This window comes from Streptococcus sp. HCA-5024 (assembly GCF_037890265.1).
Taxonomy (GTDB): Bacteria; Bacillota; Bacilli; order Lactobacillales; family Streptococcaceae; genus Streptococcus; species Streptococcus lingualis.
Window position 1 is genome coordinate 16,564 of record NZ_JBBKBR010000002.1, and the last position, 16,568, is coordinate 33,131.

Genomic DNA, 16,568 nt, shown 5'->3' on the forward strand with positions numbered 1-16,568 from the left:
ATGACAGTTACAGGTATTATTGCAGAATTTAATCCCTTTCATAATGGACACAAGTACCTGCTGGAACAGGCAGAAGGGCTGAAAATCGTCGCTATGTCTGGGAATTTTGTTCAACGTGGCGAACCTGCTATTGTAGACAAGTGGATTCGTGCGCAGATGGCTTTGGATAATGGAGCGGATCTAGTGGTCGAGCTCCCCTTTCTCGTGGCTGTTCAGTCGGCTGACCATTTTGCCAAGGGAGCGGTAGAGATCTTGTCCCGTCTGGGAATTGACCAATTAACCTTTGGGACAGAAGAAGTCTTGGATTACCAAGCGATTGCGACAGTCTACTCGGAGAATGAGGCGGAAATGGAAGCTTTCCTGCGAAGTCTTCCAGACGATTTATCTTATCCACAAAAGACCCAAAAAATGTGGGAAACCTTTGCTGGAGTGGAGTTCACAGGAGATACTCCCAATCATATCCTGGGCTTGGCCTATGCCAAGGCTTGTGCTGGGAAGGGGATTGCGCTCAAGCCCGTCCAACGGCAAGGTGCGGGTTACCATTCAGAAGAAAAAGAAGTGGCCTATGCTTCTGCGACTAGTCTACGCCTGCACAAGGAAGATCAGGACTTTGTAGCTAGATTCATGCCCAATAGCCAACTCTTTCAGTCGGCTCCACAGGTATCTTGGGAGGATTATGACCAACTGCTCCGTTATCAAATCCTAACCCATCCAGATCTGACACAGATTTTTCAGGTCAATGAGGAACTGGCCAATCGGATAAAGGATGCGGTTCGAAGTGCTAGCTCTGTGGAAGACCTGGTGGAGAAAGTCGCAACCAAGCGCTATACCAAGGCGCGCGTGCGCCGCATCTTGACCTACATCTTGGTAGGGGCGATGGATCAAGCTCTTCCCGATGCCATTCATGTCTTAGGATTTTCCGCAAAGGGACAAGCTCACCTCAAAGGCTTGAAAAAATCAGTAGAAATCGTGACTCGAATCGGTAAGGAACCTTGGGATGACTTGACCCAGCAAGCCGATCAGGTGTATCAGCTAGGCCATCCCCAATTGCCAGAACAGATCTGGGGTCGAGTGCCCGTGAGAGTGGAAGATCAATAAAGGGTGAATAGCCGAGCAACTCCAATTGGAAGGATACGCAAAAAACTCTTCCAAGTCTTGTGATTTGTGATATAATATAAAAGATTGAAAATAATTTGAAAAAATTTAAGGAGAATCCTCATGGGACGTAAATGGGCCAATATTGTTGCCAAGAAAACTGCCAAAGATGGTGCCAACTCAAAAGTGTATGCCAAATTTGGTGTGGAGATCTATGTAGCTGCTAAAAAGGGTGAACCAGATCCAGAACTAAATACTGCTTTGAGATTCGTTATTGACCGTGCCAAACAAGCGCAAGTGCCAAAACACGTGATTGATAAAGCGATCGATAAGGCAAAAGGAAACACTGACGAAACCTTTACAGAAGGACGTTACGAAGGATTTGGACCAAATGGTTCGATGTTGATCGTTGATACTTTGACTTCAAACGTTAACCGTACAGCTGCCAATGTCCGTGCTGCTTTTGGTAAAAACGGTGGGAACATGGGAGCTTCAGGTTCTGTATCTTACCTCTTTGACAACAAAGGTGTTATCGTCTTTGCTGGTGATGATGCTGATGCGATCTTTGAACTTTTGCTTGAAGCAGATGTGGATGTAGATGATGTCGAAGCAGAAGAAGGAACGATCACAGTCTACACTGCTCCAACTGATCTTCACAAAGCAATCGTTGCTTTGCGTGAATCAGGTGTCGAAGAATTCCAAGTAACAGAATTGGAAATGATTCCTCAATCAGAAGTTGAGTTGTCAGGTGAAGATTTGGAAACATTTGAAAAACTTTACAGCGTTCTTGAAGACGACGAGGACGTACAAAAAATCTACACAAACGTAGATGGATTCTAATCACTCGTAAGGACTGTAGTGAATCCCATAAATCAAGAAAAAGGATAGCTTCTTAGATCAAGCTATCCTTTTTCTCTGTCTGATGAGGATCTATCTTTTGTAAGTGATGTCCTGTATAAGCGTAAATACGGGTCAGGGGTGATTGGGAGAGTGTGGAAACTTTAAAATAGAAATAATGGTCTCGATGATCCCGACTTTTGGTGTGGTGAAGACGAAAGTAGTTTCGCTGGCCTGCTGCCATAGAGTGGAGAATATCGTCTTCTAAAAAGACGAGCGGCGTAGAAGTAGCGGCCCACTTGTAAAAGTCCATCTCAAATTGGTGGTAATTCTCCGAAAAATAATCAAATTGTAATTCGTGTTTATTCTGAATAGGTTTCATAGGGTGTTTCCTCAGATTCAATAAAAATGATAGAGTCCACGAGGAGACGGTGGTAGTGGCCATCGCTTTTGAGAAGAACCTCAGAAGCAGATAAGGTGTGAATCGAACCTGTGTAGGTAGCAAATTGATTCCCCTCAAGAGTTGTGATCGAGATCGTCGTTTGTTGTTGAAAGGCCTGCTCCAGGAGCTGGATCTGTTCAGTAAGTGGAAGAACCATGAGCTGACTGCGGTCAATTTCTTTTGTCTGCAGGGCGGTTGTGTGCTCGGATAAAAAGAAGCCAGCCCATTTGGCCATGCCACGATCTTGAAATTCTCGGGCGGATTGATAAGGGAGATAAGAACGGTCGATCATGTTAATCCATCTAAGCCTCCTGCGGAATGTCCGCCTGTTAGTTTACTGCGTGCAATGGCGCGTGAGTTTTCTAGTAATGAGGAGCCTTTCTGAAGAGAGGTAAAGCCAAATTGGTCCCGAATGCGGTCGATCGTCTGTTGAAGTTTCTCCTCTTTTTCTAGGGCTACTGGGTCATCGAAGAGAGAAAAGAGTTGAAGAGACTCCTCGACAAGTTCTCCATAAAAAACACCAATCTGCCGAATGGCTCCTCCTTCGTACTTGGAGCGAAAGAGCCGCAGAACCGTATCGGATAAAACCTTAGTGGATTGGGTGGGCTCAATCTTTTGCTGGCAGTGAATGGACGGAAGTCCCTCGATTTTGGAGTAGGAGGCATGAATAGAGACCAGCTGGGTCTTCTTTTTTTTCCGTCGCAAGCGAATAGCCACCTGTTCAGCCATCTCCCGAAACACCAGTTCAATGTCGGCTTGTAGATGGTAGTCATAGGGCAAGATTTGAGAGTTACCAATGCCTCGTGACTTCGGACGATAAGGCTTGTGGACATTGCTTTCATCAATACCATGAGCATGGAACCAAAGTTGCAGACCCATGACTCCGAATTCTTTCTTTAAGAGATCTGGGTGAGCCTGAGCCAGTTCAGCAATCGACGTGATCCCGATCTTTTGCAATCGTTTTTCAGTACGACGTCCAATGCCCCAAAAATCAGTGAGCTGGGGCAGTTTCCAGACCTTACTTTCTACATCTTCATAAGACCAATTGGAGCGCATATTTCGGCAATGCTTGGCTTCATTGTCCAAGGCTAGCTTGGCAAGAAGGGGATTGGCATTGCTGAGGCCGATGGTAGAGTAGATGCCAGTTTCCTGCCAGATCCTTTTTTGGATCCTGGCAGAAAGGAGATCCAGTTTTTCCTTTCGAGAGAGGGAGGGATCTGGAATAAAATAATTTAAGGAAGAGGTCAGATCGATAAAGCCTTCGTCAATCGAGTAAGGGAAAATATCATCTGGTGCCGCAAATTCCTGAAAGACTTTTTGAATCTCCATATTGACCTGAATATAGGCATTCATCCGTGGAGGGACAATCAGGGTCCTCTTGGCCCAGGATTCAATGGATGCAATAAAGGCTGGATCTGTGGGCAATCCTTGTTTTTTGGCGGCGTAGCTATTAAATTTTCTGGTTTTGAGGTCAAAAGGTAGGTCGTAGCTACGGCTGACATTTTTCTTGCCGAAGACTTGTTTGAAAACGGGAGAGCTCGCCAAAATCAGGCCAGCAGAATTGTCGCTTCGACTCATGACGCAAAGGGAAGTCGTCAAGGGGTTGAGCCCCAGACGGACACATTCACAGCTAGCATAAAAACTTTTCATATCCACAAAAGCAATATCAGAATGAGGCTCACGTGAATAATCAAATAGCATATTTAAACCTCGAGTGGGAGAAAATGCCCGACCACAATGCCGACGATTTTGGGCTCGTCTTCATAGGGAGCAAATAAATCATCGTAGTCAGGGTTGATGGATTCTAAGCGCAAGCCTTCAGCCTCCCGATAGACTTTCTTGATATAGGTCTTTCCATTCCAGATGAGGGCGTAGACAGCCCCATCATAGTCAAAGCCAGTCTGCTTCATGAGGGCAACAGAGCCGTTGGGATAGAGAGGTTCCATCGAATCACCTGATACCCAAGAAGCGAAATCGTGCTGGATCTCTTGGTCAAAATAGACAGTTTCATAGTCCGTTTCGTTGTCATAAAAGGTGTGTCCTAAACCGGCTGCCAACTCAATCGAAAGAACCTTATAAGCAGTCAAGGAAACAACTTTTTGCTGCTGTTCAAATAACTGGCTGGCCAACTGGTCGACTTTCTTTTGATGAGGTGGGGTTAATAAAGGGTAGGTGTAGAGTGCGGAGTCTTTGTTAATAAAGTAGTCCTCTTTAACGGAGAGGCGCTTGGCCAACCTCCTGAGATTTTTTTCGTGCGGCTCCGCTAAGCCATTCTCCCAACTGGAGTAAGTCTTGCGAGAAATCTTGAGATCCTCGTAGACATCTGCTTGGGTCAAGCCTTTTTCCAGGCGTCTTTCTTTTAGTTTTTTTGCATCAAACATATCGCTTCTCCTATGTAACGTTTCAAAGGTTACATATAGTTTATCAAAAATGAATCCTTTTTGCAAGAGAAAAATTCAGTTGAAAACGAATGAAAAGGCTTGGATTTTGAATGAAAAAGGAGTATAATCAGTTTTACAACTTCTAACAACGAGGAATTATATGAAAAAAAGTTTTATCCATCAACAAAAAGAAATTTCGTTTGTTAAAACGACGTTTACACAATATTTAAAAGATAAATTGGACATCATTGAAGTCCAAGGACCAATTTTGAGCAAGGTCGGAGACGGGATGCAGGATAACCTTTCTGGGATTGAACATCCGGTATCTGTCAAGGTCCTTCAAATTCCTGATGAGACTTATGAAGTCGTGCATTCACTCGCAAAATGGAAACGCCATACCTTGGCACGTTTTGGTTTTGGCGAAGGAGAAGGTCTCTTTGTCCATATGAAGGCTCTTCGTCCAGATGAAGATTCGCTAGACGCTATCCACTCTGTTTATGTAGACCAATGGGACTGGGAAAAAGTCATCCCCAATGGTCAACGCAACATCGCCTACCTTAAAGAAACGGTTGAAAAAATCTACAAGGCCATTCGTTTGACAGAACTAGCAGTAGAAGCGCGCTATGATATTGAGTCAGTTCTTCCAAAACAAATTACCTTCGTTCACACAGAAGAGTTGGTGGAACGCTATCCAGATTTAACTCCAAAAGAGCGTGAAAATGCCATTGCCAAAGAATTCGGAGCCGTTTTCTTGATCGGTATTGGTGGAGAGCTTGCAGATGGCAAACCACACGATGGACGTGCGCCTGACTACGATGACTGGACAACAGAGTCTGAAAATGGCTACAAGGGCTTGAATGGTGATATCCTCGTCTGGAATGACGTTCTAGGTTCAGCCTTTGAGTTGTCTTCAATGGGGATCCGTGTCGATGAAGATACGCTTCGCCGTCAAGTTGCGATTACAGGGGACGAGGATCGTCTTCAATTAGAGTGGCACAAGGCCTTGTTAAACGGTCTCTTCCCACTCACGATTGGTGGAGGGATCGGACAATCTCGTTTGGCTATGTTCTTACTTCGTAAGAAACATATCGGTGAAGTCCAAACCAGTGTCTGGCCTCAATCTGTCCGCGATGAATATGAAAATATCCTATAAGGAAGAAAGAGAGTGGGACAGAAATCGGTAATTCGTTAGAATTCGATTTCGTCGTCCCACCTCCGCACAGTTGAGTAGGGCTGTAAAAGCTGATGAAATCAGCGTAGTAGAGCCCACTCAACCACTGCGTCTTGCTCGACAATCCAAAAATAATTGAGAGGCTAGGACTTTTGTCCCAGCCTCTTTTAATTGTCGCTTGACCATATCAAATCGCAATTTTCTGATTTTTTTTGGTATAATGGTCCCTATGAAAATAGTATCTGGAACCTATGGGGGACGCCCCCTCAAAACACTTGAAGGAAAAACAACCAGGCCGACTTCTGATAAGGTCAGAGGGGCTATGTTCAATATGATTGGTCCTTACTTTGACGGTGGAAGAGTGCTGGATCTCTATGCAGGAAGCGGTGGGCTCTCTATCGAGGCCGTCTCTCGAGGTATGTCAGAGGCCATTTTAGTGGAAAGAGATCGTAGAGCGCAGGAGATTGTAGCAGCCAATATTGCCATGACCAAGGAAAAGGAACGGTTTCAACTGCTAAAAATGGAGGCCAAGCAGGCATTAGGGCTTTTAACGGGCACCTTTGATTTGGTGTTCTTAGATCCTCCTTATGCTAAGGAAGAGATTGTTCACGATATCGAAATCTTGTGCGAGCGCCATCTCTTGTCAGAGGACATCATGATTGTGTGCGAAACTGATAAACACGTAGAACTTCCTGAGGAAATCGGACAAGTGGGAATCTGGAAAGAAAAAATCTATGGAATTAGTAAGGTAACAGTATATGTCAGATAGAAATGGATTGTTTACAGGATCGTTTGATCCGATTACCATTGGGCATGTGCAATTGATCGAGCGAGCTAGTCGCTTGTTTGACCGTGTCTATGTCGGAATTTTTTATAATCCGGAAAAAGTCGGACTCTTTTCCATTGAGCAGCGCGTGCGCATGGTGAAAGGGGCCTTGGCTCATTTAGAAAATGTTGAAATTGTGACGTCAACTCAAGAGTTAGCTGTGACAGTGGCGCGCAATCTTGGGGCTATCACCTTGATCCGGGGCTTGCGCAATGCACAGGATCTGGTATACGAAGCCAATATGGATTATTTTAATCACCAGTTGGCGCCTGAATTGGAGACGGTTTATCTTTATGCCCAGCCTCCTTACCAGGCCATTAGTTCAACACGTATTCGAGAGTTGCTAGCTTTTCAGCAAGATATCTCACCTTATGTACCAAAGAGTGTAATGGAGGAAATCAAAGATGACACAAGCGAATAAAACAAGCTTGCCTACAAAAAAGAAAAAAGGACGATTGAAAGAATACCGATGGCCGATTGCAGGCGTTCTTTTCTTGCTCCTCTTGCTAGCTGCCTTTGTGATTCGCCTTCCCTATTATATTGAGATGCCAGGAACGGCAGAAGACATTCGATCGGTCATGACAGTCGATGGAAAAGCGGATACCAAGTCAGGGTCTTATGACTTTGTAACCGTAGCAGTGAAAGAAGCGACGCCGGCTGATTTGATCTATGCTTGGGCGACCCCTTTTACAGATATCTACTCTGCCAAGGATATGACAGGTGGTAGTTCGAGCCAAGAATTTACGCGGATTAACCAATTCTATATGGAAACCTCGCAAAATATGGCCATCTACCAAGGGTTAAAGACAGCTGGAAAAGAAACCCAGATGGACTTTCTAGGTGTTTATGTTATGCAAGTGGCAGATGACTCGACCTTTAAGGGAATCTTGAATATTGCGGATACCGTCACCGGTGTGAATGGCAAGACCTTTAAGAGTTCCAAAGAATTGATTGATTATGTTGGTTCTCAAAAAATTGGCGATCCTGTTTCAGTGACCTATATTGAGGATGGACAAACCAAGACCGCAGATGGAAAGATCATCAAATTGTCCAACGGGAAAAACGGAATCGGAATTAGCCTGATCGACCGGACTGAAGCCAAAGGCGATGTTCCTGTCCAATTTGCGACCCAAGGGATTGGTGGACCAAGTGCCGGTATGATGTTTAGCCTAGCCATCTACACCCAAGTGGCTGATCCAGATCTTCGTCAGGGACGCCATATTGCAGGGACAGGAACCATTAACCAAGATGGAACGGTTGGCGATATCGGTGGGATTGACAAGAAAGTCGTCGCAGCCGATAAAGAAGGAGCAGAAATTTTCTTTGCCCCTAATAATCCAGTTTCCAAAGAAGAAAAGAAAGCCAATCCCAAGGCCAAATCAAACTATGAAACAGCTAAAGAAGCAGCGAAACAAATTCATTCGAAGATGAAAATTGTCCCCGTCAAAACCCTTCAAGATGCTATTGATTATTTGAAGAAGAAGTAGAAGTATCTTGTTAGATCAGTCTCGTACTTGAAAGTACGAGATAGAGTTGGCAGATAGGAAGATTCACCTTCTAATCAAATTCAAGTTTTTGCTTATCAATCTCTCTATTTTTAGAGGGATTTTTTCTTTATACTGGTATCAGAAAGAAAGGGAGGTAGTGAAATGATTCAAACCAGTTTGTTTTCCATTTCAGTATTCTTAGCGGGAGTTCTATCCTTTTTCTCCCCATGTATTTTACCACTGATGCCAGTCTATGTAGGGATTCTATTGGATTCTGAACGTGTGAAAACTGTTCGGATTTTTGGAAGAGATATTTCTTGGTACGGCTTGGTGAAGACTCTTTGTTTTATCGCAGGTCTATCAACTGTTTTCCTGATTCTAGGATACGGTGCAGGGGCCCTTGGCCAGGTGCTTTATGCTCCATGGTTTCGCTATCTGCTAGGAGGGATTGTGATCCTATTAGGGATTCACCAAATGGAAGTGATCAATCTGAGACAACTCCAAAAGCAAAAGACTATCCAACTCAAAAAGAATCGGGAGCGCAATGAATTCTTCAATGCTTTTCTGATAGGGGTCACCTTCAGTTTTGGTTGGACCCCTTGTGTCGGACCAGTTTTGAGTTCGGTTCTAGCCATTGCCGCTTCTGGAGGAGATGGTGCTTTACAAGGTGCTCTCCTGATGCTGGTCTATACATTAGGTTTGGCTCTGCCTTTCTTGCTTTTGGCCTTGGCTTCTAGCTGGGTTCTACAACATTTTGCTAAACTCAAGCCCCATATGGGAACCTTGAAAAAAATTGGTGGTGCCCTCATCATCTTGATGGGCATCTTGCTGATGCTAGGAAATCTTAATAGCCTCGCATCCCTGTTTCACTAATCTTGAATGATTAAAGGAGAAAAATCATGAAAAAAATTCTTGCACTTTCTATTGCTACACTTAGCATCGTCACTTTAGCAGCTTGTTCTGGACAGAAATCAGATTCAGATATGAAAAAAACGGACGATAGTAGTATGATGAAGAAGGACGATATGAAGAAGGATGACATGAAGGATTCATCCATGTCCGATGATAAAATGAAAAAAGAAGACATGAAAGATTCATCTATGATGTCTGACAGCAGTTCGGAAATGAAGGACGATATGAAAAAAGATGAGATGAAATCTAGCGATTCAGAAATGAAAAATGAAAAGAGTGAATCATCTGATATGAAATCAGACAAGGAATGAAAGAAGGGAGAGGTCATCTGAGGATGACTTTCTCCTTGTTTAAAGAGGTAATAATGATGAAGAAATTAGCTTTAGTAGCTGCAGGATTTTTGTGTACTGGACTTTTGGGGGCTTGTTCGAGTCAAGGAATGGCTACTTCCAATAAGGACATGAGCCAACAAACAGCCAAAGCTGGGGCTAGGCAACCATCTGGCAAGAAAGTGAAGGATTTTAGCTTGCAAGGAGTGGATGGCAAGACCTACCGCTTATCTGATTACAAAGGGAAGAAAGTTTACCTCAAATTTTGGGCTTCCTGGTGCTCTATTTGCCTGTCGACATTAGAGGATACCAATGAGTTGGCAAAAGAAGAGGCAGGTAAGGATTACGTGGTTTTATCTGTTGTAGCTCCAACCTTTAATGGCGAAAAATCAGCAGCAGATTTCAAAAACTGGTACCAGTCTTTGGATTACAAGGATTTCCCAGTCTTGCTAGATAGTAAAGGGGAACTGCTCAAAGAATATGGGATTCGTTCTTATCCATCGGCACTTTTTATCAATAGTGATGGGACTTTATCGAAGAGTCATATTGGCTATATGAATAAAGAGGATATCCTCAAGACCTTAGAGAACATGCAGTAAGGAGATAGACAATGGAAACAAAATGGAAAGTTTTTGCTATCCTTCTCATTGGCTTGCTATCGATTGGTTTCTTTTTCTTTAGTAAGGGAGCAAACGGAATGGATCAATCAGAAACAAGCACTGAGATGATTAAAAAAGCATCGATGAGTCAGACTCCAGTAGCTAAAAAGGAAACGGTTGATCCAAAGGATCAGCGTGAAATTTATTTGGCTGGTGGTTGCTTCTGGGGCGTAGAGGAATATTTCTCACGTGTTCCAGGTGTGATTGATGCCGTATCAGGCTATGCCAATGGAAAGGGAGAAACGACCAAGTATGAATTGGTCCCTCAAACAGGCCATGCTGAAACAGTTCATATCACTTACAATGTCAAGAAGGTGTCTCTGAAAGAATTGCTCCTGCATTATTTCCGGATTATCGACCCAACGTCGAAGAATCGTCAAGGAAATGATCAAGGGACTCAATACCGAACAGGTGTCTATTATGTCTCTCAAGAAGATCTTCCAACCATTAATCAAGTTTTTGAAGAAGAAGCAAAAAAATACGACAAACCGTTAGCAGTGGAAAAAGAGCCACTAACCAATTTCATCAAGGCTGAAGACTACCACCAGGATTATCTAAAGAAACATCCAAATGGGTACTGCCATATTGATGTCAATCAGGCATCTTATCCTGTTATAGATGCTAGTCGCTACTCTAAGCCAAGCGATGAGGAGATCAAAAAGAAGTTATCTCCTGAAGAGTATGCGGTGACACAAAAAAATGATACTGAACGAGCCTTCTCCAATCGTTACTGGGATCAGTTTGATGCCGGTATTTATGTAGATGTCGTGACCGGTGAGCCACTCTTCTCCTCTAAGGATAAATTTGATTCGGGTTGTGGTTGGCCAAGTTTCAGTCGGCCTATTAGTCCTGATGTGGCCATCTATAAGGAGGATAAGAGTTTCAATATGACCCGGACAGAAGTTCGGAGCCGTGTAGGAAATTCTCATCTGGGCCATGTTTTTACCGATGGTCCCAAGGAAAAAGGCGGTCTTCGCTATTGCATCAATAGTTTGTCTATTACCTTCATTCCCAAAGCAGAAATGAAAGAAAAGGGCTACGGTTATTTATTGGACTATGTCTGAGACAATTCAGTCTATAATTTGCTATAATAAGTATAGCAAAAACAAGTAGGTGAAAGACATGTATGCGATCATGATTGTGGAAGATGAAGAGCTTATCCGGCAGGGACTGACTTCCTTAGTGGATTATGAACAGTTTGGAATGACCGTTATCAACCAGGCAGAAAATGGCCGTGAGGCCTGGGAGAAGTTTCAAGAGCAACCAGCCGATATCCTTCTAACCGATATCAATATGCCACAAATGAATGGCTTGGATCTGGCCCATCTCGTCAAAGAGCAGTCTCCGTCTTGTCATATCATTTTTTTAACAGGTTATGATGACTTTGAGTTTGCGAGAAAAGCCATCAAGTTAGGTGCAGATGATTATTTGCTGAAGCCTTTTTCAAAAGATGATATTGAAGAGATGTTAGCCAAGGTGAAAGGAAAACTTGATCAAGAGCGAAAAAAGGCGCAAGTCGAAGATTTGGTCAGTCATGGTTATTCGACAGACTTGGAAGAAGCTATTCATGCTCGTTTAGCAGATTCCCAGTTAACCCTGAAGGATCTGGCCTATCAACTTGGTTTCAGTCCCTCTTATCTAAGCGTATTGATCAAGAAAAAATTGGGACTCCCCTTCCAAGACTACCTCATTCAAGAGCGAATGAAGAAGGCTCAACTCTTGCTTCTCACGACAGATCTAAAGATTTATGAGATCGCCGATCAGGTGGGTTTTGAAGATATGAACTATTTTTCTCAACGCTTTAAGCAGGTTGTTGGGGTGACACCAAGGCAGTACAAAAAAGGAGAGCATGAATGAAACGATATCCCTTGCTGATCCAGCTGATCCTCTACTTTTTTCTCTTCATTCTCTTGCTGTTTGGTCTTATCGGTAGCCTCTATTATCAAACGAGTTCAGGGACGATCCGGCAGCTAACGGAGCGGACGACAAGAAATAGTATCGATCAAAGCAGTCAGTTTATCACCTCCTATCTAAAAAAATTAAAGCAGACCACAACGGTTCTTAGCAAGGAACAGGCTGTTCGCCAATTTGCCCAAGACAAGAGTGCGAATCAAGAAACGGTTCAACACCTGATGCGAACGATGATTGAAACAGATCCGGACCTGGTCTCAGCAGTCCTGGTGACTAAGGACGGACGTCTGGTAGCGACAGATACCAAAATCAGCATGCAGACTTCTTCAGATATGATGAATGAAAGTTGGTATCAAGAGGCGATTAAGGAAAGAGCCATGCCAGTCTTGACGCCAGCTCGAAAGGAATCCTTGACCTCGGAAAAAGAAAAATGGGTGGTTTCTATTACCCAAGAAGTGGTCGATCAGACTGGCCAAAATCTCGGAGTAGTACGCTTGGATATTGGCTACGATAGCCTTCAGGCTTACTTGGATCACCTTCAACTAGGGAAACAAGGCTTTAGTTTTATCATTAATCAAAAGCATGAGTTTGTCTACCATCCCAAAAAAGCGGTCTATTCTTCCAGTCAAGAAATGCAGGCTATGCAGCCCTATATTGCTGTGAAAGATGGCTATGCTAAAGGAGGACAGAATTTTATCTATCAGGTTCCGATTCCAGATAGCGATTGGACCTTGATTGGAGTGGCTTCACTTGAAGGACTTCAGATGCTGCAGTCGCAGCTCCTGTACTCTTTCATTGGTCTTGGATTACTAGCTTTGATCATGTGTTTGATAGGGATCGGCTTTGTTCTGCGTTTGTGGATCAAACCCTTACGAGACCTTCAAACTATCATTTTGAGGATTGGAGCAGGAGATGCTCACGTGAGAGCTGCAACCAAAGGATCTCCAGAATTGGTGGACCTCGCTCAAGCTTTTAATGCCATGTTGGACCAAATCGATCACCTTATGCAACAGGTCAAGGAAGAGGAGCAGAACGCACGGCGTTACGAGTTGCGGGCACTTTCGGCTCAGATTAATCCGCATTTCCTCTACAATACCTTGGATACGATTGTCTGGATGGCGGAGTTTAATGATAGTCGGCGCGTGGTCAACATCACTAAGTCTCTGGCTCAATATTTTCGACTAGCTCTCAACCAAGGCCAGGAACAAATCCTACTGAGAGATGAAATTGACCATGTCCGCCAGTATCTTTTCATTCAAAAGCAACGTTATGGTGAAAAGCTCAACTATGAAATTCTAGAAGATGAACGGTTAAGCGACTATCAGCTCCCCAAATTAGTGCTTCAACCCTTAGTGGAAAATGCGATTTACCATGGCATTAAAGAGATCGATCGGCCAGGTCTCATTCGAGTGACAACTGAAGTCAGTGGAGACTACGCCTGCGTATCGATTTTTGACAATGGACGAGGCTTTGACCGATCAGGATCAACAGACCAAACCCTTCTTCGTTTAGGAGGTGTTGGCTTGAAAAATGTGGACCAACGATTGCATCTTCAATTTGGCGAAGCCTATCATATGGAGATTGATTCTAAGGCAAATAGCTATACAAAAATCACTCTTTATTTGCCCCTTTCATCCGGCAATGAATATTCATAGAGGCTGGGACAAAAGTCCTAGCCTCTCAATTATTTTTGGATTGTCGAGCAAGACGCAGTGGCTGAGTGGGCTCTACTACGCTGATTTCATCAGCTTTTACAGCCCTACTCAACTGTGCGGAGGTGGGACGACGAAATCGAATTCTAACGAATTACCGATTTCTGTCCCACTCTCTTTTTGTTCTCAAAGGAATTTCAACTCTTTTCTAGTCAAATCTGACGCAAGTCATCAAATTTGTGATAAAATAAAGTGTTACAGTAAATAGATTTTGATGAAGGAACACTATGCGAAAAGAGATTGACCCTGAATTATATAATTACAATAAATTTCCTGGACCTGTGTTTCGTCAGGTAGGAGACCAGATCCTTTCAGAAAACCTCTCCTTTGAACTGTTGAAAAATGAGAAGGAAGCATTTGATGCGACCGTTTTTGGTCAGCGATTTTCTGAGATTTTAACCAAGTTTGATTACATTGTTGGTGATTGGAGCAATGAGCAGTTGCGCTTGCGTGGCTTTTATAAGGAAGAGCGCGATGTTGCAACGATGGATAAACTAAGTCGCTTAGACGATTATTTGTTAGAATATTGTAGCTATGGTTGTGCTTATTTTGTCCTTGAAAATAAGGAGCCTCATCGTGCTTCTTTTGATAAGAAATCACCGGTCAAAAAAGCTCAATCAGAAGAAAGAGAACCTAAAAAGCGTTCGCGTAATCGCAAACAAAAAGATCGTTTCCAAAAACGAGAACGCGACAAGGGACAACCAGCCAAAAACTCGAAAAAAACAAGACCGTCTGCTGAGACTAAAAAGACAACGAAGACAGACAACAAACGTCATTTTGTGATTCGACAAAAAGAGGAGTAAGAAAGAATGAAACCATCCATTTATAGTTTAACACGCCAGGATATGATTGATTGGGCGGAAGAAAACGGCGAAAAGAAATTCCGTGCAGCACAAATCTGGGAATGGCTCTATCGCAAACGCGTCCAGTCTTTCGAAGAAATGACCAACCTTTCTAAGGACTTGATTGCGAAGTTAAATGATCAATTCGTCGTCAACCCACTCAAGCAACGGATTGTGCAAGAGTCAGCAGATGGAACGGTCAAGTATCTTTTTGAATTGCCAGACGGCATGTTGATTGAAACCGTCTTGATGCGTCAGCACTATGGATTATCTGTCTGTGTAACGACTCAAGTAGGATGCAATATCGGTTGTACCTTCTGTGCTTCTGGTTTGATCAAAAAACAACGCGATTTGAACAATGGTGAAATCGTGTCTCAAATCATGTTGGTCCAAAAATACTTTGACGAACGTGGCCAAGATGAACGGGTCAGCCATATCGTTGTCATGGGGATCGGAGAACCATTTGACAACTATAACAATGTCTTGAAATTTATCCGGACGGTCAACGATGAGAAGGGATTAGCGATTGGTGCTCGCCATATTACAGTGTCAACTTCTGGTTTGGCTCATAAAATTCGTGACTTTGCAAATGAAGGTGTGCAGGTCAATTTGGCAGTGTCTCTTCATGCTCCAAACAATGATTTGCGCTCTAGCATCATGAAGATCAACCGCGCTTTCCCAATTGAAAAATTGTTTGCGGCGATTGAATACTATATTGAGACTACGAACCGTCGGGTGACCTTTGAGTACATCATGCTCAATGAAGTCAATGACGGGGTCGAGCAAGCCTTAGAGTTGGCAGAATTGCTCAAGAATATCAAGAAATTGTCTTATGTTAACTTGATTCCTTATAATCCTGTCAGTGAGCATGACCAATATAGCCGGAGTCCAAAAGAACGGGTCATGGCCTTCTATGATACCTTGAAAAAACAAGGTGTTAACTGTGTAGTGCGTCAAGAGCACGGTACAGATATTGATGCAGCCTGTGGCCAATTGCGTTCAAATACCATGAAACGGGATCGGGAGAAAGCGATTGTTGAACATGCGCAACCTTAAACAAGGGCTGATCGATCATACAGAACTAACAAAAAGAGGAAGAAGGCTGTTACGGAGTGGCAGCTTCTTCTATTTTATCCTTTTGTGTCTGATGTGTTTTTTGCCCCAACAGCCAGAGCCGGGTATGGAAACACCGGGTATTCAACATTTCGGTCGCATCGTCGTCCTGCTGGTTCCTCTTAATTCGGTGATGAATCTTGGCCAGATCACCAGTGTCCTCCAACTTATGAAGGTCATTCTCCAAAACATAGCCAATATCTTTTTGTTAAGCCCGCTGGTCTTTCAGCTCCTCTGGCTATGGCCCTGGTTGAGGAGTCGCAAACGGGTCTTGTGCTTCGGCTTTGCGATGAGCTTGTGGATTGAATGCAGCCAAGTTCTGTTAGATCTCTTGTTTGATGCCAATCGTGTCTTTGAGCTAGATGATTTGTGGACCAATACCTTAGGGGCTTACTTGGCTTATCTAGTATTTCAGTATCTCCGAGCACGATTGCTAGCAGAAGATGGAAAAATATAAAATCCGAACATTTTAGCGCCTTTTTAAAATTTTTGTTGACAAAATCAGAAGCGGGAGCTATAATAGCTTCAAGACATCAGAAAAGTAGAGATTTTTCTCACTTCCAGGGAGCTTGTGGTGATTGCGAACAAGCAGTGGTAAATCTTGAAATGGGCTGATGCGTTTATGATGATGAATTTGAAACAATAAAAATTCGGTGAGCACACCTTATCGTGCACCCTGTTGTTAGACAGGTCAGAGATGTAGGAGAAAGACTATCTTCCTACAATGGAGGTGGCACCGCGGTATCGAATCGTCCTCACACAGATTTTTCTGTGTGAGGTTTTTTGTATCTCAAAGGAACCCAGTGAGACTGCAGCTCAAAGGGCCAGCGAGAGAAAAGGATCATAAACAG

At 43.5% G+C, this 16,568-nt stretch carries 19 protein-coding genes and 1 other annotated feature; of the genes, 15 read left to right on the forward strand and 4 right to left on the reverse strand.

The genetic code is table 11. The features are described from left to right. Window positions 1-1,098 (forward strand): nucleotidyltransferase, encoded by a 1,098-nt coding sequence (locus WKT08_RS03715; protein WP_340280144.1) that lies wholly within the window; start codon window positions 1-3, stop codon window positions 1,096-1,098. A 120-nt stretch (window positions 1,099-1,218) separates the two neighbouring features. Continuing rightward, entirely contained in the window at window positions 1,219-1,935 is a 717-nt protein-coding gene (locus tag WKT08_RS03720; protein WP_003005873.1) for a YebC/PmpR family DNA-binding transcriptional regulator, read from the forward strand. 52 nt (window positions 1,936-1,987) lie between these two features. Here the strand turns inward: WKT08_RS03720 and WKT08_RS03725 are convergent, their stop codons facing one another. Genes WKT08_RS03725 through WKT08_RS03740 form a run of 4 tightly spaced genes read right to left on the reverse strand, consistent with a single transcriptional unit; the run spans window position 1,988 to window position 4,755 of the window. Further along, a complete protein-coding gene (locus WKT08_RS03725; protein WP_031575871.1) occupies window positions 1,988-2,314 on the reverse strand; it encodes a DUF5960 family protein in 327 nt (108 codons plus the stop codon). Beyond that, the gene (locus tag WKT08_RS03730) at window positions 2,295-2,666 is read right to left on the reverse strand and encodes a hypothetical protein (RefSeq protein WP_031575874.1); all 372 of its coding nucleotides are present in this window, start codon (window positions 2,664-2,666) and stop codon (window positions 2,295-2,297) included. The genes WKT08_RS03725 and WKT08_RS03730 overlap by 20 nt, the downstream gene beginning before the upstream one ends. Beyond that, window positions 2,663-4,075: a Y-family DNA polymerase gene (locus tag WKT08_RS03735; protein WP_118095823.1), complete on the reverse strand. Its 1,413-nt coding sequence runs from the start codon at window positions 4,073-4,075 to the stop codon at window positions 2,663-2,665. The genes WKT08_RS03730 and WKT08_RS03735 overlap by 4 nt, the downstream gene beginning before the upstream one ends. A gap of 2 nt (window positions 4,076-4,077) precedes the next feature. Next, window positions 4,078-4,755: a helix-turn-helix domain-containing protein gene (locus WKT08_RS03740; protein ID WP_003011690.1), complete on the reverse strand. Its 678-nt coding sequence runs from the start codon at window positions 4,753-4,755 to the stop codon at window positions 4,078-4,080. A 160-nt stretch (window positions 4,756-4,915) separates the two neighbouring features. Between WKT08_RS03740 and asnA the strand changes: the two genes are divergently transcribed. The 13 genes from asnA to WKT08_RS03805 all read left to right on the forward strand — a co-directional run bounded on the left by asnA (window position 4,916) and on the right by WKT08_RS03805 (window position 16,174). Then, the gene (gene asnA / locus WKT08_RS03745) at window positions 4,916-5,908 is read left to right on the forward strand and encodes an aspartate--ammonia ligase (protein WP_003005888.1); all 993 of its coding nucleotides are present in this window, start codon (window positions 4,916-4,918) and stop codon (window positions 5,906-5,908) included. A 247-nt stretch (window positions 5,909-6,155) separates the two neighbouring features. Further along, entirely contained in the window at window positions 6,156-6,695 is a 540-nt protein-coding gene (gene rsmD, locus WKT08_RS03750; protein WP_201090038.1) for a 16S rRNA (guanine(966)-N(2))-methyltransferase RsmD, read from the forward strand. Next, window positions 6,685-7,173 carry a pantetheine-phosphate adenylyltransferase gene (gene coaD, locus WKT08_RS03755; RefSeq protein ID WP_340280159.1) on the forward strand — a complete coding sequence of 163 codons (489 nt, stop codon included), beginning with the start codon at window positions 6,685-6,687 and terminating at the stop codon, window positions 7,171-7,173. Before rsmD ends, coaD begins: the two co-directional genes overlap by 11 nt. Further along, window positions 7,157-8,239 carry a SepM family pheromone-processing serine protease gene (locus tag WKT08_RS03760; protein WP_340280161.1) on the forward strand — a complete coding sequence of 361 codons (1,083 nt, stop codon included), beginning with the start codon at window positions 7,157-7,159 and terminating at the stop codon, window positions 8,237-8,239. The genes coaD and WKT08_RS03760 overlap by 17 nt, the downstream gene beginning before the upstream one ends. A 162-nt stretch (window positions 8,240-8,401) precedes the next feature. Then, window positions 8,402-9,112, forward strand: coding sequence for a thiol-disulfide oxidoreductase-associated membrane protein CcdA2 (ccdA2, locus tag WKT08_RS03765; protein ID WP_004219721.1), 711 nt, complete (start codon window positions 8,402-8,404; stop codon window positions 9,110-9,112). 26 nt (window positions 9,113-9,138) lie between these two features. Continuing rightward, window positions 9,139-9,462, forward strand: coding sequence for a hypothetical protein (locus WKT08_RS03770; protein WP_049485523.1), 324 nt, complete (start codon window positions 9,139-9,141; stop codon window positions 9,460-9,462). Window positions 9,463-9,518: 56 nt separating this feature from the next. Next, window positions 9,519-10,079, forward strand: a complete 561-nt coding sequence (locus WKT08_RS03775) for a redoxin family protein (RefSeq protein WP_037599416.1) — start codon at window positions 9,519-9,521, stop codon at window positions 10,077-10,079. An 11-nt stretch (window positions 10,080-10,090) separates the two neighbouring features. Then, the gene (gene msrB, locus WKT08_RS03780; protein WP_340280164.1) at window positions 10,091-11,203 is read left to right on the forward strand and encodes a peptide-methionine (R)-S-oxide reductase MsrB; all 1,113 of its coding nucleotides are present in this window, start codon (window positions 10,091-10,093) and stop codon (window positions 11,201-11,203) included. 58 nt (window positions 11,204-11,261) lie between these two features. Next, complete coding sequence (locus WKT08_RS03785; protein WP_340280166.1) at window positions 11,262-11,996, forward strand: response regulator transcription factor; 735 nt, start codon at window positions 11,262-11,264, stop codon at window positions 11,994-11,996. Then, window positions 11,993-13,705 (forward strand): cache domain-containing sensor histidine kinase, encoded by a 1,713-nt coding sequence (locus WKT08_RS03790; RefSeq protein WP_340280168.1) that lies wholly within the window; start codon window positions 11,993-11,995, stop codon window positions 13,703-13,705. Before WKT08_RS03785 ends, WKT08_RS03790 begins: the two co-directional genes overlap by 4 nt. Before the next feature lie 284 nt (window positions 13,706-13,989). Continuing rightward, the gene (locus tag WKT08_RS03795) at window positions 13,990-14,565 is read left to right on the forward strand and encodes a YutD family protein (RefSeq protein WP_049483935.1); all 576 of its coding nucleotides are present in this window, start codon (window positions 13,990-13,992) and stop codon (window positions 14,563-14,565) included. A gap of 6 nt (window positions 14,566-14,571) precedes the next feature. Next, on the forward strand, window positions 14,572-15,660 hold the full coding sequence (rlmN, locus tag WKT08_RS03800) for a 23S rRNA (adenine(2503)-C(2))-methyltransferase RlmN (protein WP_049523092.1): 1,089 nt from the start codon (window positions 14,572-14,574) through the stop codon (window positions 15,658-15,660). After that, window positions 15,647-16,174, forward strand: a complete 528-nt coding sequence (locus tag WKT08_RS03805; protein ID WP_340280712.1) for a VanZ family protein — start codon at window positions 15,647-15,649, stop codon at window positions 16,172-16,174. Before rlmN ends, WKT08_RS03805 begins: the two co-directional genes overlap by 14 nt. Window positions 16,175-16,241: 67 nt before the next feature. Beyond that, window positions 16,242-16,477: a binding site (T-box leader), on the forward strand. Window positions 16,478-16,568 lie beyond the last annotated feature (91 nt).